Source organism: Neobacillus novalis NBRC 102450 (genome assembly GCF_001591805.1).
In the GTDB taxonomy this organism is placed as follows: Bacteria; Bacillota; Bacilli; order Bacillales; family Cytobacillaceae; genus Neobacillus; species Neobacillus novalis.
Map to the genome: position 1 here is coordinate 66,039 of NZ_BCVP01000005.1, position 20,619 is coordinate 86,657.

At 34.0% G+C, this 20,619-nt stretch carries 26 protein-coding genes and 1 pseudogene; 23 read left to right on the top strand and 4 right to left on the bottom strand.

The genetic code is table 11. The features are described from left to right. Positions 1–56: 56 nt before the first annotated feature. Positions 57–1,661, top strand: coding sequence for a TniQ family protein (locus BANVL01_RS03685; protein WP_066089980.1), 1,605 nt, complete (start codon positions 57–59; stop codon positions 1,659–1,661). A gap of 253 nt (positions 1,662–1,914) precedes the next feature. Here the strand turns inward: BANVL01_RS03685 and BANVL01_RS03690 are convergent, their stop codons facing one another. Both BANVL01_RS03690 and BANVL01_RS03695 read right to left on the bottom strand, forming a co-directional pair. Then, positions 1,915–3,246, bottom strand: a complete 1,332-nt coding sequence (locus BANVL01_RS03690; protein WP_066089981.1) for a hypothetical protein — start codon at positions 3,244–3,246, stop codon at positions 1,915–1,917. After that, positions 3,239–3,433, bottom strand: a complete 195-nt coding sequence (locus BANVL01_RS03695; protein WP_066089983.1) for a hypothetical protein — start codon at positions 3,431–3,433, stop codon at positions 3,239–3,241. The genes BANVL01_RS03690 and BANVL01_RS03695 overlap by 8 nt, the downstream gene beginning before the upstream one ends. Positions 3,434–3,909: 476 nt before the next feature. Between BANVL01_RS03695 and BANVL01_RS03700 the strand changes: the two genes are divergently transcribed. The 10 genes and pseudogenes from BANVL01_RS03700 to BANVL01_RS03740 all read left to right on the top strand — a co-directional run bounded on the left by BANVL01_RS03700 (position 3,910) and on the right by BANVL01_RS03740 (position 11,290). Beyond that, the gene (locus BANVL01_RS03700) at positions 3,910–4,233 is read left to right on the top strand and encodes a hypothetical protein (RefSeq protein WP_342342320.1); all 324 of its coding nucleotides are present in this window, start codon (positions 3,910–3,912) and stop codon (positions 4,231–4,233) included. After that, positions 4,199–5,251 carry a competence type IV pilus assembly protein ComGB gene (gene comGB / locus BANVL01_RS03705; protein WP_342342321.1) on the top strand — a complete coding sequence of 351 codons (1,053 nt, stop codon included), beginning with the start codon at positions 4,199–4,201 and terminating at the stop codon, positions 5,249–5,251. The genes BANVL01_RS03700 and comGB overlap by 35 nt, the downstream gene beginning before the upstream one ends. Before the next feature lie 18 nt (positions 5,252–5,269). Continuing rightward, a pseudogene (gene comGC / locus BANVL01_RS03710) lies at positions 5,270–5,425 on the top strand (competence type IV pilus major pilin ComGC); the annotation flags it as partial. A 144-nt stretch (positions 5,426–5,569) separates the two neighbouring features. Continuing rightward, complete coding sequence (locus tag BANVL01_RS03715) at positions 5,570–6,448, top strand: hypothetical protein (RefSeq protein ID WP_066089994.1); 879 nt, start codon at positions 5,570–5,572, stop codon at positions 6,446–6,448. 10 nt (positions 6,449–6,458) lie between these two features. Beyond that, positions 6,459–7,709 carry a hypothetical protein gene (locus BANVL01_RS03720; protein ID WP_066089997.1) on the top strand — a complete coding sequence of 417 codons (1,251 nt, stop codon included), beginning with the start codon at positions 6,459–6,461 and terminating at the stop codon, positions 7,707–7,709. A 24-nt stretch (positions 7,710–7,733) separates the two neighbouring features. Further along, positions 7,734–8,018 (top strand): hypothetical protein, encoded by a 285-nt coding sequence (locus BANVL01_RS28145; RefSeq protein ID WP_235845481.1) that lies wholly within the window; start codon positions 7,734–7,736, stop codon positions 8,016–8,018. A gap of 28 nt (positions 8,019–8,046) precedes the next feature. Beyond that, entirely contained in the window at positions 8,047–8,730 is a 684-nt protein-coding gene (locus tag BANVL01_RS03725; RefSeq protein WP_235845482.1) for an HNH endonuclease, read from the top strand. A 73-nt stretch (positions 8,731–8,803) separates the two neighbouring features. Next, on the top strand, positions 8,804–9,577 hold the full coding sequence (locus tag BANVL01_RS03730) for an HNH endonuclease (RefSeq protein ID WP_066147703.1): 774 nt from the start codon (positions 8,804–8,806) through the stop codon (positions 9,575–9,577). Between the two features lie 92 nt (positions 9,578–9,669). After that, positions 9,670–10,020 carry a hypothetical protein gene (locus tag BANVL01_RS03735; protein WP_066090000.1) on the top strand — a complete coding sequence of 117 codons (351 nt, stop codon included), beginning with the start codon at positions 9,670–9,672 and terminating at the stop codon, positions 10,018–10,020. A gap of 1,075 nt (positions 10,021–11,095) precedes the next feature. Then, the gene (locus BANVL01_RS03740) at positions 11,096–11,290 is read left to right on the top strand and encodes a transcription initiation factor TFIIIB (RefSeq protein WP_066090003.1); all 195 of its coding nucleotides are present in this window, start codon (positions 11,096–11,098) and stop codon (positions 11,288–11,290) included. Between the two features lie 697 nt (positions 11,291–11,987). Here BANVL01_RS03740 and BANVL01_RS03745 read toward each other — a convergent pair. After that, a complete protein-coding gene (locus BANVL01_RS03745; RefSeq protein ID WP_066090006.1) occupies positions 11,988–12,872 on the bottom strand; it encodes a hypothetical protein in 885 nt (294 codons plus the stop codon). Between the two features lie 298 nt (positions 12,873–13,170). Between BANVL01_RS03745 and BANVL01_RS03750 the strand changes: the two genes are divergently transcribed. The 7 genes from BANVL01_RS03750 (at position 13,171) to BANVL01_RS03765 (ending at position 17,207) form a co-directional block, all read left to right on the top strand. After that, positions 13,171–14,244, top strand: coding sequence for a helix-turn-helix domain-containing protein (locus tag BANVL01_RS03750; RefSeq protein ID WP_066090008.1), 1,074 nt, complete (start codon positions 13,171–13,173; stop codon positions 14,242–14,244). 1 nt (position 14,245) lies between these two features. Further along, entirely contained in the window at positions 14,246–14,881 is a 636-nt protein-coding gene (locus BANVL01_RS03755) for a hypothetical protein (RefSeq protein ID WP_066090009.1), read from the top strand. A 150-nt stretch (positions 14,882–15,031) separates the two neighbouring features. After that, complete coding sequence (locus tag BANVL01_RS03760) at positions 15,032–15,625, top strand: hypothetical protein (protein WP_066090012.1); 594 nt, start codon at positions 15,032–15,034, stop codon at positions 15,623–15,625. Continuing rightward, complete coding sequence (locus BANVL01_RS27155; RefSeq protein ID WP_156482184.1) at positions 15,625–15,783, top strand: hypothetical protein; 159 nt, start codon at positions 15,625–15,627, stop codon at positions 15,781–15,783. Before BANVL01_RS03760 ends, BANVL01_RS27155 begins: the two co-directional genes overlap by 1 nt. After that, complete coding sequence (locus BANVL01_RS27160) at positions 15,773–15,910, top strand: hypothetical protein (protein ID WP_156482185.1); 138 nt, start codon at positions 15,773–15,775, stop codon at positions 15,908–15,910. Before BANVL01_RS27155 ends, BANVL01_RS27160 begins: the two co-directional genes overlap by 11 nt. Before the next feature lie 235 nt (positions 15,911–16,145). Beyond that, the gene (locus tag BANVL01_RS27165; protein WP_156482186.1) at positions 16,146–16,295 is read left to right on the top strand and encodes a hypothetical protein; all 150 of its coding nucleotides are present in this window, start codon (positions 16,146–16,148) and stop codon (positions 16,293–16,295) included. 90 nt (positions 16,296–16,385) lie between these two features. Further along, positions 16,386–17,207: a hypothetical protein gene (locus BANVL01_RS03765; protein ID WP_066090015.1), complete on the top strand. Its 822-nt coding sequence runs from the start codon at positions 16,386–16,388 to the stop codon at positions 17,205–17,207. A gap of 21 nt (positions 17,208–17,228) precedes the next feature. Here the strand turns inward: BANVL01_RS03765 and BANVL01_RS03770 are convergent, their stop codons facing one another. Continuing rightward, entirely contained in the window at positions 17,229–18,728 is a 1,500-nt protein-coding gene (locus BANVL01_RS03770; RefSeq protein WP_066090018.1) for a recombinase family protein, read from the bottom strand. A 134-nt stretch (positions 18,729–18,862) separates the two neighbouring features. On the opposite strand from BANVL01_RS03770, the gene BANVL01_RS27170 reads away from it, so the two are divergent. The 5 genes from BANVL01_RS27170 to comGG are packed head-to-tail and all read left to right on the top strand — an operon-like array spanning position 18,863 to position 20,606. Further along, on the top strand, positions 18,863–19,033 hold the full coding sequence (locus tag BANVL01_RS27170; protein WP_156482187.1) for a hypothetical protein: 171 nt from the start codon (positions 18,863–18,865) through the stop codon (positions 19,031–19,033). Positions 19,034–19,039: 6 nt separating this feature from the next. Next, on the top strand, positions 19,040–19,480 hold the full coding sequence (gene comGD, locus BANVL01_RS03775) for a competence type IV pilus minor pilin ComGD (protein WP_066090021.1): 441 nt from the start codon (positions 19,040–19,042) through the stop codon (positions 19,478–19,480). Further along, positions 19,467–19,802, top strand: a complete 336-nt coding sequence (locus BANVL01_RS03780; protein WP_169803127.1) for a hypothetical protein — start codon at positions 19,467–19,469, stop codon at positions 19,800–19,802. The genes comGD and BANVL01_RS03780 overlap by 14 nt, the downstream gene beginning before the upstream one ends. Next, entirely contained in the window at positions 19,750–20,226 is a 477-nt protein-coding gene (gene comGF, locus BANVL01_RS03785) for a competence type IV pilus minor pilin ComGF (RefSeq protein ID WP_235845483.1), read from the top strand. The genes BANVL01_RS03780 and comGF overlap by 53 nt, the downstream gene beginning before the upstream one ends. Further along, on the top strand, positions 20,223–20,606 hold the full coding sequence (gene comGG / locus BANVL01_RS03790) for a competence type IV pilus minor pilin ComGG (protein WP_066090027.1): 384 nt from the start codon (positions 20,223–20,225) through the stop codon (positions 20,604–20,606). The genes comGF and comGG overlap by 4 nt, the downstream gene beginning before the upstream one ends. Positions 20,607–20,619 lie beyond the last annotated feature (13 nt).

Sequence of the window (20,619 nt, forward strand, 5' to 3'; positions counted from 1 at the left end):
CTCGAAACAAAATAATTTCAATAAAATTAAGGACAACCTAGAAATGAGGTAGAAATATGGAGAAACTCCCTCTCAACAGAATTAAGCCTAAAAAGTCGGAAAGCCTATATTCTTTTTTACATCGATTGGCGCTAGAAAACCATTATGAGCATTTAGGTTCCATGTTTACTGAATTAAAGTCAGCCGCTTTCAATGAGAATTGCAATGACATTCATCCATCCCAATCTTGGTACGATTTTATTTCAATTTTGTTAGAACGGTTGGGGTTAAATATAAACGCCTTGGTTACGAATCAATACGACCATTTGTTTATTCGAAGAAATAAAGAAATGAATCGAAAAAACATCAGAAAATTTTATCATAGATATTCAACAAAGTATTGTCCTGAGTGTATGCAAGAGGATTTTTATCATCGAATTTATTGGGATTTAAGTTATGTTACTGTTTGTCTAAAACATAACACCTCTCTAATCACTCATTGTTCAAATTGTAACGATGTCGTTAAGTTATCACGACTTGTTAAGGGGAAATGTAAATGTGGTCAAAAATACACAAAAGTCAATTCAGTAAAACCTAATTCTGTTACTCTTGAGGTTCAGAAAAAATTCCAACCTATTCTGTTTGGCGAAAAACAAGAAATAAAACGAAAAGATGGCAGCTTTATTAATAGAGAGGAATATTTAGATTTCCTATATTTGTTTAGACATGTAATTAAGAACTTAGATATCAATGTGTTTTCACTTTCCAATCATTATAAGATAGAAGGTAAATTAATCTTCGGTGAAAAAAATATTAGGTTCATTAACCTAAATAAACTAAATTTCATTGTATCAACTTTACATTTTTTAATTACTAATCCTATTAGGGATTTAGGAAGTTTAATCACCTCCTTAGATAATAAAAGAAAAGGAAGAAATTACTCTGTGAATTCTCGCCATAATAAATACCACAACTTAAAAGAAATTTTTGATTTCCAAATGGGTGAGTTTTATCATCTTGTTTATTCTGATATCCTTATTAACAAAAAGGACGAGTATATTAACGAAAGATTCATGGTCCCTCCCTTAAAAAAGGATAAAATTTATTTAAGTGTAACTGAGGCACTTCCTCTTGTGAACACAACTTATAAAACTCTAAAAAATTTATGTGAGTACAAATTAATCAAACAGCATATAACCTACAATGATGGAAAGAAAGTAATGCTTTTTGAAAAGGCGAGCATTGATGAATATCATAAGATGAAAAATACAAGCTTCACATTAAATCAAGCCACTATGTATTTAGGGTTGAATTACCAATATATTAAGGAATTACTTGATTTAAAAATCATCCAGGCAAAACATGGTCCTGGTGTTGATGGTTATGCCTTGTGGTATATATCTAAAGATGAAATTTACCGTTTTGAAAATGAACTAAAGGGAAAATTTCTTCCATTGTCCTCTGTAAATAGCAATGAAGGACTGACAATTCAACAAGTATGCAACATTTTAAGAAGAGAACGAATTCGTGTAGGGGACGTATATCAATTAATTTTATATGGTAGATTAAGAGTATTTCATGACGGAAATGCAAGATTAATAGATGGGATTAGGGTCCACAATGAGGATGTAAAACGACTGGTAAAAGAGCTATATTACAAGAGAATTAGCGAAAAAGGTTAACTAAGAGAAGAAATACAACGAGCTTGTATGTGTAGTAAGTATATTATAAAGCAACTATTGAAGGATGAAATTTTAAAAATTAATTTTTATATTGAAAACGGAAAATCACCACCTAAAGACTATATCACAAAGAAACAAATCATAAAAGATAAATGAAAAAGCACAACAGAATCAACACTGTTGTGCTTTTTTGATAAATATAACTGCTAATGTTGGAGCCTATTTTTAAAGAAATTGATATTTGATAATTCAATTAAATTCCTTTTTCTGAATCAGTGTAAAGTCTTTGAAATAGGTATGCTTCCGTGTCAACAGGTTTTAATTTGACAATTAATTCTTCCTCGTCATTTTTCATTGCTAATTTTCTGTCAAGCAATTCAGCATCTTTTAAAGTGATGTTATTCAAAAAAATTTGATAAATGTTAAAAGAAAACTCGACGCCAAATAATGATATAGGAACATTAAAGTGATCGTTTAAGCAAATTGAAAAACCATCTTTTCTTGTTTTATGTAGAGAAAGCAACGATGCTATTTCATTTCCATCTCTCATTTTCAATGAATAAATTTTTGTTAATTTTTCCTTAAGTGAGCCGTTGTTAACCGAGGAATAGATTAGATTTATTATATTTAATTCATTTTCCGTTATAAAGCCGTGACTAGGAAGTGTAAAATTCACTTGCAATTTGTCCTCGATTTGTCTTAATTTTCTCAATAAGTCTAAGAACTCTTCTGTTTCATCTGATTTATCTTCATTAAAATGCCATTCTTTTGCGATGAAGATATCTGAATCTTCCTTTAACATTTTTAAGGCAAGTTCATGACTAGATTTTTTATTGCTTAATTGGACGAATTCTTTAAACATTAAAACATGTTTTACACTTGAAAAAAATTCATCGTTAATTTCTATTTTCATATCAGCACGAGAGTTAGCAATGTCAATCATAAATTGAACATAAAAAGGGGCATGTTTTTGTTTATGATTATCCATAATAACAATTGAACCATCAATTTTTGTAACACCAATTTCTAAATAATCAATCGACCATGAATGACCTTTTAAATATAAACGCATTGGTGTCGGTGGCGGAAATTCTATTGGAATTAATGTTAGTTTCATTGTCGCAAAATCTTTCTTATGATGCTCATCGATGATTGTTTCATCCACCCAAGTTTTAAATGCAACAACGTCTAATTCGATGTTTTCCTGATTACCGTAAGAATAATTTAATAACTCGTTCATATTGTTAAACTTCTGGTACTTTTCAGGCAAAATGAAATTAAAACTACCCTTTAAAGGATGAAGTAAAGGAGCTTCTGGATAAGCTGGGACAATAGATGTTATTATATTTCCACTTTTATCTTCACTAAATTCGTATTTATAGTGAGGGGCAGCAGGATGTTGGGAGTTTACAAATTTTTTCATTTGAAGTAGTAATTTTGCAGCACCCAGCAAATTCCCTTTTTGGATAAGTTTGCTTAACTCATCCATTGCCTGTACATTATTCACTGTTACATTTTTTGATTTTAAAATTGCTATATTGCCAGTTCCCAATTGAGAAATTACATTTTTGAATTTTTTAATCATCCTTCTTGCTACCAAATGTGACTTTTTTTGATTTATTTGCTACTTGGTTTCCGTCCCCAACTTGAATGATTGTATCTTTGTTTTTTATTTTGTTTTTCACAGTAAGTTTGTAAATGACACCTCCACCTAATATGAGTCCCGCAACGATACTCGCTATAACACTCCAACTGAAATCATTAATATTCATATCATATGTTCCTCCGATAATATATCTTAAATTGAATAGTTTGATTTAATTAAAAAAATGATTCATAGTCATGGAATTCTTTCAATAAAATCATACATCATTCGACAACGATTGCATATCCCTTTACAAAGGAAAACCTTAAAAATTCGTAGCTGGAAAATGGATTTCCTTTTGATACTTTTTGTTAGAGTATTTTAAAACATAACTCCGACCGTAACTTTTAAAGGGCAATAGTGATATTTAGCCTTATTTTGAATTATTTCAGGGATATTCTTTGCCAAGGATTCTGGAATAGAACGGTGTTTATGCCGAACATTGATTCTAGTTATGACAGGCATTTTGGAAAAAAATATTCAGTGACATGCATGATGGCTAATTAATCTTCTTGAGCCGAATATTGAATTTTATGATGACAGATATGCTGAAACAAGGAGTTGATTTAACAAGGATTTCACGAATGGGCTGTGCCTTTTATTGTGAAACATAACATCGGTGTAAATTGGTTAGAGGTCGAGCAGACATTAATCGCCGTTACCGCCCAAAGATTAGTAGAACTTACCTGTCCATTTTGCAATGGCGAGTGTACGCCATTTTGTTATTCCTACGGCAGATGGAAAAGGGCCAGTGTGTTTGAGCTTTTATCAGGCAGAAATTTAAATGCCGCCATGAAGGGAGCAAAGGGCGAACAAATTGAAACAAATTACCGAACGATTAAAGACGTGATTAACAAGGGAATCGCCCTCGGATACATCCAGGAGTCTGAATATGAACGGCTGGTGTATGATGATGAAACGTCCTAAATGGTCTGTAAATGAACAAGCACGTTTCTTGAAAAGAACAGGTGAATTACTTGCAAGGGGATATCCAATTGCGGAAGCAATTGAGTCCATAGCATTACAATTACCGTCTAAACGAAAGGAGGAATTAAATGGTTGTTTGGTAGAGTTGAAAAATGGCTTGCCTTTTCATGATGTCTTAAGCAATCTCGGTTTTCACAAAGACTTAATCGGTTATGTTTATTTCGCTGAACAGCATGGCAGTTTCGCCGACGCCTTACTTGAGGGCAGTGAACTCGCATCATTAAAGGATAAGGATTTACGGAAACTTCTTAAACTACTTCAATATCCGTTACTGCTCATTACGATTACCGGCTTTCTCTTTATTTTTGTGGAAAACACATTGCTTCCAAAGTTTACAAGCCTTTTTTCATCTCTCGGTCTTGAAGCCAATTTTTTCACGAAGGTGATTTATGCTTTTGATCAATATTTCCCCATTATGATTGGGTCTGTGCTGATTATCCTTTTAATAGGGATATTCTATTATTTGCTTGTATTTCGTAAGCTCTCCGTCCTAAAGCAAAGGTCACAGCTCGTTCGCATTCCAATTGTCGGCAAGATCCTCAAATTATTGTTTACCCACTACTTTTCCATTCAACTAAGTTTCCTATTATCCGGTGGAATATCCGTCTCTGAAGCCCTGCTGCTTTTTGAAAAAAACCAAAGACAACCCTTTTACAGCAGTCTTGCACAGGAAATTAAATTTAAACTTATGACCGGAGAAAAGTTAGAGACTATTCTTGAAACTTTTTCATTTCTCGAAACAGAATTCCCAATGATAGTTAAGCACGGGCAAGAAAATGGAAAATTAGAACAGGAGTTATTATTTTTCAGCAAACACTGTGTAACCAATATGGAGGATATGATTGAAAAAAGCTTCAAAACCATCCAGCCGATTCTTTATCTTTTTATTGGATTTCTGGTGGTGTCCATGTATTTAGCAATTCTTTTACCAATGTTTCATCTACTGGATGGCATTTAAAAAATGGAGGTTAAAAAAATGAACATAAAAACATTAAAGAATGAAAAGGGTTTCACTTTAATCGAAATGATGATTGTTATGCTCGTCATTTCTGTTTTGTTAATTGTTACGATTCCGAATGTCGCCAAACATAATTCAAATATCAACAATAAAGGCTGCCAGGCATTTGTGAAATGGAATAAATACAGTTCAGCCTCATTACAATGCTGATTTTACAAGGGTTTTAAGCAATGGTCAACTGCTATTATTATAAATATAGAAATACTTTCATTTTTTGGTAAAATGGAATTGTATAGTTTAATAGTAAAGGGGATTATTATGAGAAATAGACATAGGATAAGAAGGATTTTACACCAAAATATGCACAATACCTCTCCTCAGTCAGTTGTGGAAAAAAGCAAATTTAATTGGTTGGATACAAGTTTAATTATTGGATTCATAACAGCTTTGGGATATTTTGTAGCATATTCATTTAAAAAAGGTTACTTAAACTATTTTGGAATTTCTGAAATTTTTTTAAAACAAATAGACATTATTATTGTAATAATTTCTATTTCAATTGTTGGAACTCTATTATTTTATTTATATTCAATTTATAATAACCTATCAAAAGTACTTGAACAATTTAATAATCCTTACACAAAGCTCTTTAAAGAAGCATTTTTACCATTTTTAGTACTAGGTCTTCCTTCAGCTATTTTCCTATCTGATTCCATTAAAGTTGTTCTTATAATATTAAGTATATATTTAGTATTAATTTATATTTTACCAATTATCAAGTTTAAGGATGTTAGAGGGTATAAAAACAAGATAGAAAAGGAGTTAATCTCCTTAGATGAAGAAGGATTTACTTTAAAAAATATCATGTTTGCATTTAGAAATCTCCCTTCTTCAAGAATATTTTTAACTATTGTAACCTTTCTAATAATGCAACCTACTGTGCATTTGATTGGGCATATGAATGCAGAACTAGAAAGAAAATTTTATGTTTTAGATATTAAAGGACACAACTATTTAGTAATTGATAAGTTTGGTGATAATTTTATTATTGCTCCCTATGATACTAAAAAAAATACAATGAAACAGGAATTTCAAATTATAGAGATTAAATCAGACTTTGATAGCCCATTAGTATATAAAAAAATAATTCTTCCAGATAAAATTAAATTTATTCAAGACAAGTCTAATAAGAATTAAGGGGTTATAAATGGAAATTAACATTGGTATAACAAGTGAGCAGGAATCTAATGAATTTTTAAGGTGTTTATGGGCTGAAATGGGAAAAGAATTTGGTAAATGTGGCTGGAACTATGCACCTAATAAAAAACTCATAAAAAATAGAATCTTTTTTGGCTTTATGGATATTGGAGTAAGTACAGATATTGCAGTAAGTATTACATATAAAGAAAGAGGAACAATCAAAAATATTTACTTTGAACTACCTGATAAATTTGATGCTATCCCTAAGAGTATGGAGTTTCACCACAGAATTAAAGCTGTAGTCAACAATGCCAAAAGAAATATTGGTCAATACTCTTCCTTTCAGTTTGCACCTATAATTTGCTTGACTTTACCATTAGCCACTTATGAGGGTAGATATTTTAAGACTGAAATTGTAGATGATTTTTATACTAGATTTAGGTTTGAAGTAAAAGGTTATGACAGAAATCAGGTTGGGGGAAATGCAGTAAAAAAAATAATCCAAGTAATGGAATTTTTAAGTGTAGAAACAAATATACCAATTTGGAAAGAAAAATATTCAGAAAACCATGGAAGTTTATTGAAAACTGAGATATTCCAGGAGGATAATGATTTTATAGATGGCTATTCTATAGTAGATAAAAAATACATTGTTTTATCAATGGAAGGAAAGTTAATGCTAGATAAAATTCTTAGTCCTGATGAAAGGGATGATGAAAATCTAGAACTTTTCCTAAAGGCTTGTCATCATTTTTATACTGCAAGAATGTATGATGCAGGATTATCTGAAAATTACTCAGATGATTTATTAGTTATTGATGATAAAACAGATTACCCACTCCAAAGTTTGGACATAGAATTAGCAATATCTAGAAGGAGAGGTAACTCAGACACAGAGATAGCAACCACTTTGTATTTGTCAGCTCTTGAGGTATTAACTCTCATTGACTTTAAAGGTGAAAACTGTAGTTGTTGTGGTCAACCAAAATATCAAATATCTAAGAGGGTTAGAAGTTTGGTAGGTCATTACTTGAATGATGATGTTGCAAAAAGCCTTAATGATTATTATGACAAAAGGTCAAAATATTTACATACAGGCATGAAATTAACTATTGATGAACCTACAACAAGTATAATACCTTTACTTGATATGAATGAAAAAAGTGGATGTAAAATTCCTATCCAAGTATCTTTACCTAATCTAAGGGAGTATGTAAGCTACTGCATGAGAAAGTTTTATAAAGAGAATTTGATATAGAAACTACCTGGGAGAGGAATATTCATGTCAAAACCATTACATATAGTCCTCAAGTTTCCTAATGAAAATGTAATTCTTGATGATTACAGTGAATCAGATAGGATTACAGAACATAAAAAAGTTTGTGAGGATAAGGCTAGAGTCATTTGGGGACAAGATTCATCCAGGATGAGAAGTGGTGTAGCAAATAAGAACAGAATTAGAATTAAGGATCAAATTGCAAATGGCATAAATACATACTCATTTTTTTTAGGTACTTATAGAGGAAAAAAAGACCTTTATGTTGGAATGATGAGAAAATATTTATGATATTGGAGAAATAACTCCTGAAAGTCCTTTGATTCAGTACATTCCTGAATGCTTTAACTCTAAAGTTAGTGTTCCCAATGTCTTTGTAGAAGTTAGGAACATTTTTAAAATAGATTCAAATTATTTGAACAGTATTTTTGTTGAGAGTACAAAGGAAAAAATAATTGATGCTAAAAGAAACTCAGTTTTCTTAGTAAACATTGATAAGGAATTAGAAGAAATATTAGATAAGCTATCAAATGAATTGCTTACCAACCCTGAGACAAACTTTCAATATCAAGTAGAGCATGAGGATGTTCCAGAGGATGTCACTGTATATGACCAACCAAAAGAGAAACCATCTAAAACATCAGGTAATGGTATAAATTCATATATTAGGGATGCTAAAACAGCAAAGAAAGCAATTGTCTTAGCAAAATATAAATGTGAAATTGATGAAAGTCATGAGGATTTTATTTCAAGAGTAACAGGTAAAAACTATATTGAGGCTCATCATCTAATTCCAATGGAATATCAAAATGATTTTACAAACAGTATTGATGTGGAGGCTAATATTGTTTCTTTATGTGTAGGCTGTCATAAAAAGCTACATCATGCCACTTTTACAGTCATAGAGCCATTAATTGAAAAGTTATATGATGATAGGATTAAAAGAATCAGAGATTGTGATATAGAACTGACAAAATCTAAATTGCTTAGCTACTATAAATAATTTGAATCTTAATAGGATTAATAATCCATTTTATAATCTAAATTTGTGAAAAAGAAAAAGTGAGGTCTCTTTGATGGCTAAAAAAGAGAATTTTATAAACTGGCTTAATACTAGTACTAATCTGAGCTCTAATACAACTGGAAAGTATTCTGGTGCTATTAATACAATTTCTGATGAGTTAGGTAGGTATGGTTTACTAGAAGGTAGTCTATATAACATTACTGATCCAGTGATTATTGAAAGTAAATCTAGAAAATATTTATCTATACCAGAATTTATTGAAAAAGATATTAGAGGAAATAAAATGTATAGTAATGCCTTAAGATACTATAACTTATTTGCTAAATATCTTTTAGACAATGAATTCCAAGCTGAGCTATTTAAAGAGGAACAGGAGTTTGAAAAGTACCTTACAGAAAATCCTGCTGATATTAGCAAAGCCAATATTGAGGATAAGCCAAAGGATAAACCTAACTACAGGTCAGTAAATAATAAAAAGGTATGGAGCAGAAACCCTAAAACTGCAAGTGAGGCTGTGGCTGATGCAGATTACTTATGTGAGTTTGACAATCAGCATAAGCATTTTATTTCTAAGTTTAATGGCAAGAATTATGTAGAGGCTCATCATCTAATACCTATGCAGTATCAGGAGCAGTTTGAAAACAGCTTAGACATCCATGCAAATATTGTTTCAATCTGCTTAGTCTGTCATAAGAAAATACATTTTGGACTTTTTGAGGATAAGAAAGAGATATTAGCAAAGTTATTTAACAGCAGGAGAGAAAGACTTATCAAAGCTGGAATTAAAATTAGCCTAGCTGAGCTTTACAGTTTTTATCAGGATTAAAATTGTCTCAAATACCTTTAAATAGATACTCCTTAGCTACCTAAGAGTAGAGCTGATAAAACAGCCACATCTACTATCAGGAGGTAACTGCAATGAGTATCAATTATAAGTTTAATCAGTACAGAATATCAGGAGAACAGACTGAGGCATGGTCTCCAATGGCTTACAGGCTAATTAGTAAAAACTCAGCCTCTGAGCATATCAATGGGTTTAAGGTAGGTCATATCCTGTATCAGCATCATGTTAAGGGATTAGCAGCTAAGGAGATTAGAAAGACCCCTGTAGGCTATGGCTTATCTACAAACTTAATTAAATCTGTCTTAAAAGGCTTTGGCAGTCAGTCAGGGATTGAGTCAAAAGAGGCTTATGAGATTGCTATGTATATGCTTGAGTGTGAGCCTGAGACCCTAGAAAAGATGTACAGATTGACAATAATTAAATAGAGGATATTGCAGGGAGTTTTAAAGAGTCATCCCTTAAAGCATGGAGGTAGAGCTGTCTTAGTAGATGGCTTTGCCTCCTCATTTTCTGTAAATAGGAATTAGTAATTTTTATAAGGAAGAGGCTTTTTTGTCTCCCCCTCCTCTCTGCCTGTCTTTCTTGTATTGGAGCAGATGCTTAGCTTTAAGCTATTGCCTCTTGATACTGAAAAAATAGGTTATGTATGTTATTTTAGCTTGTTTCCCCCTATTCTCCCCCCTGTCCCCCCATATGCCCCCTTCTCAGCCTCTCTCAGCCTTTCTCACAGTCTTTGCTCCTTTCTAATACAATCTTACTGCTATTCTTTTGCTGTTCAATCTCAGCTAAGTTATACAGTCTCAGAGCTATTGACAACAGTAATATTATCTGCCTTGGTCTTACATCATTGCTATTATTGTCTACAGCTTTGCTCAGTCATTGTTTACTGCATCATGCTCTGTCTCATGCTGTGGTTCGCTGATAGATGCTGAGCTAATACTGTTACTGATTACTTACTGTAGCAGTTGCCTGTAGCCCCTGACCTACTGGCAGTAGCTGAGCCTGTAACAATAGTAGCCCCTGTTACAATAGCCCTGCCCATGTTCTACAGTAGCCCCTGTTAATTTAGATAGCCCCATACTGAATAGACTGCCCCTATCAGATTGTATAGCCCCCTTAGCAGTAGAGCATCCCCCTGTACAAATAATAGCCCTGCCTTTAGCAGAGTAGCCTCCCTGCATTTAGAAAAGTTGCCCCTGCTGTAAGTGATAGTCATATATACATATCTCTACTTTATTGTCCCCCCCCCAGAAATGGCTCTATATCAAGCTTTGTCTAACTATGCAAATAGCTGTATATTTACTGATTAGGTTGAACATATTTTTTAACCAATGGAGTCAGTCACAATCAGCCCCTAGATGTTATTGCCTAATGCCTGTAATTGACAAAAAATTAGCAGGAGGGAAGGCTATCTGAGCTGTGTTTGTTGCACATTTTGGCAATACTGCTGATATTGCAACATCATGCTATAATTAATCAAAAATATGGGAGGTATTAAATATGGAGATTGATAAATTGTGTCCAATGTGTGGAGGTAGTGAGATTGGCAAAGGAAGGACAATAGGACAGGGTGGTATGGTGCCTATTAAGAGTCTAATGAAAGGTTCTATGGTCTATGCAGATATTTGTACAGAATGTGGTCATATTCTTTCTATGAGAGTAGAGAAACCAGAAATGTTTAAAAATAAAAACTAAGAGGACCAAGGCTGTTACAGACCTTTAGAATTATCCTAACTACACATAGCTGCCATTTAAACAGTAAACAGTTTAAGCAGTAGTTATAGCCTCTCCCTTTGGTCAAGGCTAGAGTCTGCCCTATCAGGCATCCTCTCTAAAAATAATTAAATAGAATATTGTATAAACAAATGGATAAACAACAGCATTTATTTTTAGGTTGGGAGGACTGAGCTTACTCAGGACTCAAGGCTTTAGCCTTTGCCCTTTTCTTTTGCTTTTGTCTTTACTCTTTTAACTGTTATAAGGGCAAAAAAAAAGACTGCCTCAGCATCCAGTTAAGGATACCAAGACAGGGTACAAAAAATATTATTCTCAGGAGGCAGACAGAGCAGAGGGCTTTAATCCCTGTTCTATCTGCTGTAGTAGGACTCTGCAAATCCCCTACATTCTTATAAACAGCTCTCAACTGTAAAATAAAGTTAATCAGCAGAGGAGTAGCAGTACAGTTTCTATTTGTAAGATAAGAGAGATTCTACTTTTGAAAAAGTGGGTTCATCCTTAGAGCCACAAGGGATAGAGTCGCTTTTGCAATTTGACTTTTTACCCCCCTATCAGCCCTAAAATTGGACTTTTCACCCCCCAATTAACTCCAAGATGATTATAGGATTATTAGCATATGGGCAGATGTAGACATAAAAAAAAGGAACAGAGCCAATTACAAGCTCTGTCCTGTTAGTGTAAAGTCTGCTTTTAATTTTTCATCAGGCTCTACTCCTCTAAAGAATAGGGATGGATTAACTTTATAAACTGAGTTTCTGCCTGCTCTGAATGTACCAAAAACATTAACTCCTGATAATTTCATCTTGAGATACTTTTTAACATTCTTTTCATCCAGTCCAGTAATTTCTATAATGTCCTTTTGAGATAATGCCTCAGCTTTGGCAAAGTCTCTCTCATATGGATGCTTAACAAGATGATTAGTTTGAAAGTGCATGTATGGCAGTAACATGAAAAGAAAGCCAATGTCAGCAGGTTTAATATCCTCTTGGCTGTATAGCTCCTGTAGTGAGCCAATGAACATTTTGACTACCTTATCTGATTTAGTTGAGCCTCTCAAACAGTATTTATTATCAATAAAAAAAGCCTGATACTCTTTACCATAATGAGTAACAGACTTCTGATTCATCAATCCTATTTCTATAAATTTGTTAATCACTTTTGAGTAATGCTTTTTATTCTTAATCTTGAGAGCATGACCTAGCTCTTTTTCTGTCATTGGCAGGTTAGCATCAGATGTCTTTTTCAACATATTGCTATAGTCTACATAGCTTTGCAGAATTAGAAAGTATCCAAGCTCTTTTGTATTCAGCTCCTCCAATGCAGTTACCTCCTTAGATGCCTCCATGCTTACAAGGGTAAAAGGATTGTCTGCCCTGTTCTTGTAAGTCTTTAGCTCTTTTCTCTTTTTGGATGCCTCTTGCATCTGTGGAGTAATTACCTTTACATCATCTCTTATTTCCCCATTGGCATCTACTACAGTAAATACCTCTTTAGCTCTTATCTTTTGTTCTATCTCATTCATTAATCTTTTGACTGTCATGATTTAATTGCCCCCTGAGTATTTGTGTTTTTTTCTCTATTGCAGATGCCTGAGTATATTTGCAGATGTAGCTCATGCAACTGCTGTACCTATAGCTGAACTAAGGGGATGCTTTTTAAAGTTCCATTTAGAGATTAATTTGTTGGTAAATTATTCTTGATCCATTTTCAGATAAATAAACTTTTGCCTATTTGTTGCCTCTGATTACTTTAAAACCATATGTCTCAGCTCCACTATAGGTAGAGGCAGATAAGAGGCAATCTTATAGCCTTTCTAAATATCAAAAGGAGGGAATGCCATGTTAAGTAAGTTTGATTACAAGGAGGCTACTAATGAGAAAAAGCAGGAGATGCTCTTAGAAATAGTCAACCTTTACAAAATGACTGACAAGGCTCAAGTAGTGCAAGCATTGGCTCATTGTCAGGCTGTATTAGATGCAACTCAAGAGGACTTTGCAGAGGTAGCAGGAGTATCAGTAAGGACTTTGAGGGATTGGAAAAATAAAGATTATCCTGAGCTTTACAATGAGGCTTATGAGAGGTATCTCTCTGAGCCTGAGCTAGTGGATGTAAATACTGAGGTTGAGGAGGATGCAATGGAGGCAGTTTACAATAACCTCATAGCTAGATTGCAAAATCCTAAAACAGCTACAAAGGACTTAGCTACAATCCTGCAATACTTTGGTATCTCAGGTCAGGAATTGAGGCAATATGCCAGTATCAGAAATGCTACTTTGAGAGGCTTTATCAGGGATAACCAAAAGCAATTAGTACCTAATGAGGATGTATCATCTCTACTGAAAGCTACTCTAGCAGAGTCTGAGTTTTTGTATCTTGGTACTGAAAAAACCAAAGGACATACAGCTAATTACATGGAAATGGATTTAACTAATCCTCTTGTAAGGTTAGAGCTACAGATGGCTGGGATGCTGATGTATGGTCTTTGGAATGGAGCTATTAATCCTCAGTTTGTAGAGATGGCTCAGTCATTGAGAGTCTTGAAAATGGCATCAGGTGAGGAGCTTGATACTGCTCAGGCTGTAAAAGACTTTGAGGGCATGGATGGCAAAGCAAAGCCTAAAAAGCCTGTTACTGAAAAGCTCAGAAAAGACCTAATTGACATCTTTGGTCAAGCTGAGGGAGAGCAGATGTACCAACAGCTATTAAATGCTAAGGCTGATGTAGATGCTAAGACATCTGTACCATCGCCAAAATATGAGGTAGTTAAAGGTGATTACAATAACTATTTAAGATTGTTCCCTAAACTTGAGAATATGCCTTTAGATGTTTTCCTAGCTAAATTAGATGGAGATGCAGATATTAGCTACAAAGAAAAATATAAACAATACTTAAATAATCAGGAGGAGATTTAATATGAATAAAGCAAAATTAGGATTTGTTACTTTTTTAGCAAGAGTAGGACTTGAGGAGAAAGCTACTGATAGCCTTGTAAATGAAATGAAAAAGCAGTTACCTACATTGGATGCAGTAAAAGCTAATACAGCTAAATTGAAAGAGGTTCATGCTCAATATGAGGAATTGGCTGAGAACATGAAAGCAGAAAAATCAGCTATTGAGGATGAGATTGTGGAGCTTAGGCAGTCAATCAATAAACTGAATGTATCTAGTAACATTGTTGAGGCAGTAATGGAGATTAACAAACAGATTGAGGGAAAAGAGGCAAGGATTAAGGCTTTGGCAGGTGCTATGTTAGCTCTAGGTAAGAAAGGGAAAATGGATCAATTTGATTTATTGGCTGAATGTTATTCAGCTTTTGCTGAACTGGGTAAAGAATGTAGAGAGCTAGTTACAACAGCTCAGCCATTAGTAAATGGGCTGAATAAGGAAAGCATTGTCAAGGCAGTAAATGCTATTGATGCTGAGGTCTCAGGACATTGCAGACTTTATAACAATGTTTCTAGAGAATTTGGAGCAATGCAAGTTACTCATAATGGAGTAAGGTTGTCTACTCCTAATGATAGCCCTATGCTATATCACAGGATTAATTAGGAGGATGCTGAGCATGGATATTTTGCTACAGGTCTTACTATCAATGGCTATGTTGAAAGCATTCAAGATAAGCAGATACAGCAAATAAAATGGATGGCTCAAAACTGAGCTGTCCTTTTTTATTTCAACTATAAGCAAAGGAGGGATAACATGGACAAAAATTTAGTTTACAGATGTTTAAAATTACATTTTGCAGATATGAAAAATATTGCTCAAATTTCAGAACAGACAGGATTAAGAAAAAATGTAGTATTAGCTATTTTGAAAGGAATTAGAGAGCCTAAGGTAGCTACAGATTTTTTTACAGACAGGAAAGCAGGAGATTTCAGCAGGACATATCCTCTGCCTGAGTACAACAAACTGAGCTTAGCTGATTATATTGCATTAGAGCAAAGGTATATGAGCCTGATTTATTCAGGTAAAGCCACTGTAAATGATGTTAAATCTTATCTGATTGAGGACTCTATAGAGCCTGAGCAAGCTGAAAAGATGCTCAAGAGCTTAGAGGCTTTCTGTCAGGAAAAGAGGTCTGAGCAGTTAGATGTAAGGCTCTTAGAGTTACTTGATATTTTATCAAGACCTGCAAAGTGGAGGATGACTGATGCAGGACTTGTAACTGTCTATCCTATCCCTGTTCTAGATGAGAATTACAGGGTAATAGCTGTAGAGTATCAGGATAAAAGAGGAGCTTTCTTTCTGCCTGATGATCTGTGGGAAAGATATTCAAATAAGGAGGCTATGTAATGGCAGAGGATAAAATTACATTGGATGCTGAGAGAATGGCTCAGGTATTGCAGGCAGGTAGAAAACCTGTTCCTGATGCCCCTGCTCTAATTGTAAAAGGCTCAGGACTTATAAAAATTATTGAGGCATTAAAAGGAGGTGGACAAAATGGCAGGTAATACTATTAGAAATACTCAGGCATTAAATCCAGTAAAAGTAACTGTAGCTCCTCCTGTTAAGACAGTACAATCTGTACAGCCTTCTCAGGTGCAAGCTAATGCAAGGAAAGCTACTGGCAGTAAATAAACAGTAAATAGCTTAACTCCCTTAAATACTCTCTGAGGCAGGTGCTGTAATGGCATCTGCTTATTTTTTTGTCATCATGTCACAGTTTTATTATCAGCCTCTAAATACAGTCATGAAAGGCAGTTATTCAAGCAGATGTCACAGTTTGGAGAACAGCCTCTAATGATAAAGATGTAAGGCTGTGAAACTTAAAGCAATATCAGCCAACAAATAAAGCATCAGGGAGAGATAACAGATGACAAAGCAAATAGATAATAAAGAAATTATAACTTTTAAAACTAAAGATAAGGTTACTGTAAATATTCATGGAAAGCCTAATCTTGATATTTTGGCTAAGAAAATGATTGACCTATATAATCAAAAGATAAATACATCAGCAAGTTAAAGGAGGAGCTATGAGGCTTTTCCTTTTTTTATTATTCAAACTGCTCCATTTATTGTAAAATGATTGTAATAAGGGTGAGGTGATTTAAAGATGGATTTTGAAATACAGCAATTATCTGATATTGGAACAAGTAATCCAATTGTAGCAAGGCTCTCCTTTCAAACAAGTGAATTAGTTAAAATGTTTCCTCTAACTGATAAGCAAAAGGAAGATATTTTTGGTCTTTTGGGAATGGATGTATCTGAGAGATTAGTTTCTTGTTATAAAATTTATTCAAAGCTACAGGATGAATTGATTAAGGTCAATCAAACTAATAAAGATGACTATTTTAAAGGGAATGCAGTTTACACTCCTGCTGTTATGGATTTAAGAAATTTGTGTGATAATTTCCTTTATGAAGCAAAGTCTACATTAAGAGATTTACTAGGTATTTTTAATATCTTTTTTAATAAAGAATTTCCTAAGCCTCAATTTGACCTTGCATACAAATGGGCAAAAGAGAAATTTGGAGAAGATGATAACCTAACAAAAATATTAAAAGATGACCATGACACATGGATAAAAAGAATTGTATCAATGAGAAATTCTAGAGAGCATCCAGGAGGATACTCAGGACATTTAAAAATAAATAACATTATGCTTATTAATAAAAATGAGCCTCCTTATTTTAAAGCTCCAACATGGCAATTAAATGATGAGAGAGAGTCTCCTGTCCTTTCTGATATGGCAACATTTATAGATAATACTTTGGGTTTGTGTGAGGATTTATTAGTTATTTTGCTTGAAAAATTGCCTGAAAGTAATATACCCTTAATTATTTATGAAATTCCAGTAGAGCAAAGAGATGATAATTGTCCTGTTAGATTTAAGGTATCCTTGCATCCTGATTACTTAGAGCAATTTGAAAATTGAACATAAAAAAGAGAGAGGCTATTACAGCTCTCTCCATTTAATATCTATAACAGGCTCCTTATTTGTCTCAGCAGTTTTAGTAAATATAATTCCTGAGATTATCAGCTTTAATGTAGCATTTTGCTCATCTAGCTCCATCTCTTCAAAATTATCAATCATATCAATAATTCCATTTACTTTGTCTACCTGAGCAGAGGCATCCATGCTCTCCAATTTATATTTAACAATGCTTATCTCATTTTTAAGAGCTGAGATAGTTTCCTCTAAAGTCTGCTTTTTCTGTTGATATGAGTCTTTATCCAACTCCTCATCAAGATACAGGTCTAACAACCTTTTGGCTTTTCTCTCCTGCTTTGTTAGGTCAGTCTCTAGACCTGCTAAATTAGCTTTTAGATTATCCTCAATTCCTGATGTATCCTCAGCTAACAACTTTTCTAATGACTGCTCCAATTCTTTTTTATACAGCTTTAAAGCCTCTCTAACAGCTTTTTCAACTTTTTTTATTACAAAGCCTGCATTGTGGCATTTAGTTTCTACATCAATATAATTTCTGCAAGGTCTTATCTGATAAAATGAACCATCCCTATTGCCTTTTAAAACTTTATTATTTTTCTGTATTGATAAGCCTCCCCCACAAACTCCACAAACAAGGAGCTTATTCACACAGGATTTAACACCTAATGAATAAAGGTTTTGTGAGCTTCTTCTAGAATTAAAAAGAGATTGCATCTCAATAAATTCCTGTTCTGTCATTAATGCTTCATGAGTGTTCTTGGCTACAGCAACCTTTTTAAGCCTTTTTGAGTTATAAGTTGACTCCCCTAGATAAACTCTATTTTGCAGGATGTGTAATATTCTGTCGCCCTTAAAAGGATTACCCTTTCTTGACCTGTAGCCTAACTTATTTACCTTATCTGCTACCTGTCTAGAGGAGTAACCTAATAAAGTTAATTCAACTATTTTTCTAATTACTTTTTTCTCCTCAGGATTTACAAGTAATTGCTTTGTATTCTTATCCCATGTATAACCTATAGGAGATATTGAACCAATCCATCTATTTTTAATTGCAACAGCATCATATTTACCTTTATTAAGTCTGTGCCTAATCCTCTTGTATTCATAAGCTGAAAGGACAGAGGTAAAGCCAAACATTAGCTCTTGATTTTCATCTGAAAGGTCAATAATGTTATCAGGTGTCTCAATAATGATTTCATGCTCTATAAAGATTTCTTTTAATTCTGCTGAGTCTCTTTCATCCCTGCTCAATCTGTCAGGATGGGTAACAAGGACTCTGCTGTATTTCTCATGTATGACTCCCTCAAGCATTTTAGCCAATTCAGGTCTATTCCAGTTAATTGAGGACTCGACCTCTTGAAAGACATCATAGCTATAACCTTTTTGCTCAGCTATCCTTACTAATGTTTCCCTTTGGTTTAGTAAGGTCTCCTCTGCCCCTCCCTTTTCCTCCCTTGATTTCCTAACATAGATAGCTACCTTTAATTTTGTTACTGTTTTAACCATTTTGTATTCTCCTCCTGATAAGCTCTAGCTGTCTAAAAAATTTAGTACCCATCCTATAATTAGAGAGGTTTCTAAAACTGTGACAGATTAGAGCTATTGATTTAATGGAGGTTGAACTGTGATTATTCAACAAAATGGTCCAAGCCGAAGTCCAAGCATATGAAATGGATAATAATAATAAAGTGCCAACACTTGAGGAACTTAAAACTGCTGGATATTTAAAGGATACAAAAGGCTGTCCAAATGGCCAAGAAATTGCTATTGATACACAAGGAAATGTCACAGCAGTTCCAAAAACCAACTAACCTAAAATGAAAAGCAGACAAAAAGGTTTTACATTAATTGAGTCATTGGTCGTTCTCTCGATATTTATGATTATTTCCTCGGTTACCGTCTTCTCTTTAAAGCCGCAGCAGCCGATGATTGAAGAGGAGGCTTTTATAACCCAACTGAAAGCGGATCTATACTATGCGCAAAACTATGCGATATCCCATCAGCATGAAGTATCGGTTGTTTTTATGCCAAGTCAATATAAGTATTATATGTTTTTGCAATCGGAGCTTCCGCCCTTTATCGTGAGAAATTACTCAACAAATATATATGTAGATGAAGGTTCACTTCCTTTATATTTCAAATTCCTATCCGATGGAAATGTAAACAAGTTTGGCACCATCTATATTCAAACGAATAGGAAGAATTATAAGTTAACCGTTTTGATTGGAAAGGGACGGTTTTATGTTGCGGAACAATAAAGGCTTCTTTTTACTCGAATTGCTGCTGTCATTGTCAGCATTATTAATGCTCAGTTTATTCTTGCTGCCGTTGTTGATGGATTTAAAAGGCCAATCGCGGCAGCTGGCAGTCGAAAATAAGGCACGGCAGCTTATGTATGAAGAACTGCAGGCAAAATTAATCACTAGTCAAACCTTTACTAATTACACTTTCGTTGAAAATGGAGTTGAGTACAAAATCATTTGGAAAGATTCTCGTGCAGCTGGTCAAAAGGAGGTGTGCGTAAGAGTTGAAAGAAATTCCTTTCTTCCACAAACCGAAATATGCGGTGCGCTCGAATGAGAAAGCTTTTACGCTTCTCGAGGTGCTGTTTGCATTTTCAATCTTTACAATCATTATTTTCTTTATAACACCCGTTTTTCAAATTATCCTGAACAATAAGGGGTCTCAGGCAGAATTACAAGCAATGGAGTGGCAAACTTTTTGTAGTCAAATAAAAAAAGAAATTCGGCTGTCCAACCGTGCTGAGGTCATCTCTGGCCGGTTAATCTTAACAAAGGATACTGAAACCGTCCAATATGAAAAGTACGGTTCGAACCTGAGAAGACGTGTGAATTCTACTGGACATGAAATAATCCTCCAAAACGTTTCTCAATACTCCTTTACGATATTAAACAATGCAGTTAAGGTAGTTGTTACGGATCTTTGGGGGAAGGAATATTCAGTTGTAATATATCCCTTAATCAACTGGAATGCAGTCACATGAAAAATAATCAGAAAGGGTTTACCTATCCGCTTACATTGTGCTTACTAATCCTTTTTCTCTTGTTTTTCTCCATGCACATTGAACGATTGCAAACCGAAAGAATGATGGCACATGAAACGGCTGCTATTTTACAACAGGAATATTATTTCCTCTCATCCGTTAAGAAAATTGAAGTGATATTTCAAGCTGGCGGAATCATCCCTTCCAAGGGCGCTATTATTTATTTAAACGGTAGGATGGACTACCAAGCCGAGACCCCGTCCGGATATGTTCAGAAAGTTAATTTCACCCTTCGCACTAAGTCTGGAGATGGTATAATCGGACGTGGATTTTTTGACACAAGAACCAAAAAATTAATAAAATGGGTAGAATTAAAATAAACCGAATGGACAT

What these genes read in the sequence shown, in the direction of transcription:
- BANVL01_RS27165 (WP_156482186.1), top strand. Translation starts at nt 16,146, where the DNA reads ATGACAAAGCAAATAGATAATAAAGAAATTATAACTTTTAAAACTAAA.
- BANVL01_RS03715 (WP_066089994.1), top strand. Translation starts at nt 5,570, where the DNA reads ATGAGAAATAGACATAGGATAAGAAGGATTTTACACCAAAATATGCAC.
- BANVL01_RS28145 (WP_235845481.1), top strand. Translation starts at nt 7,734, where the DNA reads ATGTCAAAACCATTACATATAGTCCTCAAGTTTCCTAATGAAAATGTA.
- BANVL01_RS03740 (WP_066090003.1), top strand. Translation starts at nt 11,096, where the DNA reads ATGGAGATTGATAAATTGTGTCCAATGTGTGGAGGTAGTGAGATTGGC.
- BANVL01_RS27155 (WP_156482184.1), top strand. Translation starts at nt 15,625, where the DNA reads ATGGCAGAGGATAAAATTACATTGGATGCTGAGAGAATGGCTCAGGTA.
- BANVL01_RS03760 (WP_066090012.1), top strand. Translation starts at nt 15,032, where the DNA reads ATGGACAAAAATTTAGTTTACAGATGTTTAAAATTACATTTTGCAGAT.
- BANVL01_RS03685 (WP_066089980.1), top strand. Translation starts at nt 57, where the DNA reads ATGGAGAAACTCCCTCTCAACAGAATTAAGCCTAAAAAGTCGGAAAGC.
- BANVL01_RS03745 (WP_066090006.1), bottom strand. Translation starts at nt 12,872, where the DNA reads ATGACAGTCAAAAGATTAATGAATGAGATAGAACAAAAGATAAGAGCT.
- BANVL01_RS03765 (WP_066090015.1), top strand. Translation starts at nt 16,386, where the DNA reads ATGGATTTTGAAATACAGCAATTATCTGATATTGGAACAAGTAATCCA.
- BANVL01_RS03755 (WP_066090009.1), top strand. Translation starts at nt 14,246, where the DNA reads ATGAATAAAGCAAAATTAGGATTTGTTACTTTTTTAGCAAGAGTAGGA.
- comGB (WP_342342321.1), top strand. Translation starts at nt 4,199, where the DNA reads ATGAACGGCTGGTGTATGATGATGAAACGTCCTAAATGGTCTGTAAAT.
- BANVL01_RS03720 (WP_066089997.1), top strand. Translation starts at nt 6,459, where the DNA reads ATGGAAATTAACATTGGTATAACAAGTGAGCAGGAATCTAATGAATTT.
- BANVL01_RS03750 (WP_066090008.1), top strand. Translation starts at nt 13,171, where the DNA reads ATGTTAAGTAAGTTTGATTACAAGGAGGCTACTAATGAGAAAAAGCAG.
- BANVL01_RS03770 (WP_066090018.1), bottom strand. Translation starts at nt 18,728, where the DNA reads ATGGTTAAAACAGTAACAAAATTAAAGGTAGCTATCTATGTTAGGAAA.
- BANVL01_RS03735 (WP_066090000.1), top strand. Translation starts at nt 9,670, where the DNA reads ATGAGTATCAATTATAAGTTTAATCAGTACAGAATATCAGGAGAACAG.
- BANVL01_RS03690 (WP_066089981.1), bottom strand. Translation starts at nt 3,246, where the DNA reads ATGATTAAAAAATTCAAAAATGTAATTTCTCAATTGGGAACTGGCAAT.
- BANVL01_RS27160 (WP_156482185.1), top strand. Translation starts at nt 15,773, where the DNA reads ATGGCAGGTAATACTATTAGAAATACTCAGGCATTAAATCCAGTAAAA.
- comGG (WP_066090027.1), top strand. Translation starts at nt 20,223, where the DNA reads ATGAAAAATAATCAGAAAGGGTTTACCTATCCGCTTACATTGTGCTTA.
- BANVL01_RS03695 (WP_066089983.1), bottom strand. Translation starts at nt 3,433, where the DNA reads ATGAATATTAATGATTTCAGTTGGAGTGTTATAGCGAGTATCGTTGCG.
- BANVL01_RS27170 (WP_156482187.1), top strand. Translation starts at nt 18,863, where the DNA reads ATGGTCCAAGCCGAAGTCCAAGCATATGAAATGGATAATAATAATAAA.
- comGD (WP_066090021.1), top strand. Translation starts at nt 19,040, where the DNA reads ATGAAAAGCAGACAAAAAGGTTTTACATTAATTGAGTCATTGGTCGTT.
- BANVL01_RS03730 (WP_066147703.1), top strand. Translation starts at nt 8,804, where the DNA reads ATGGCTAAAAAAGAGAATTTTATAAACTGGCTTAATACTAGTACTAAT.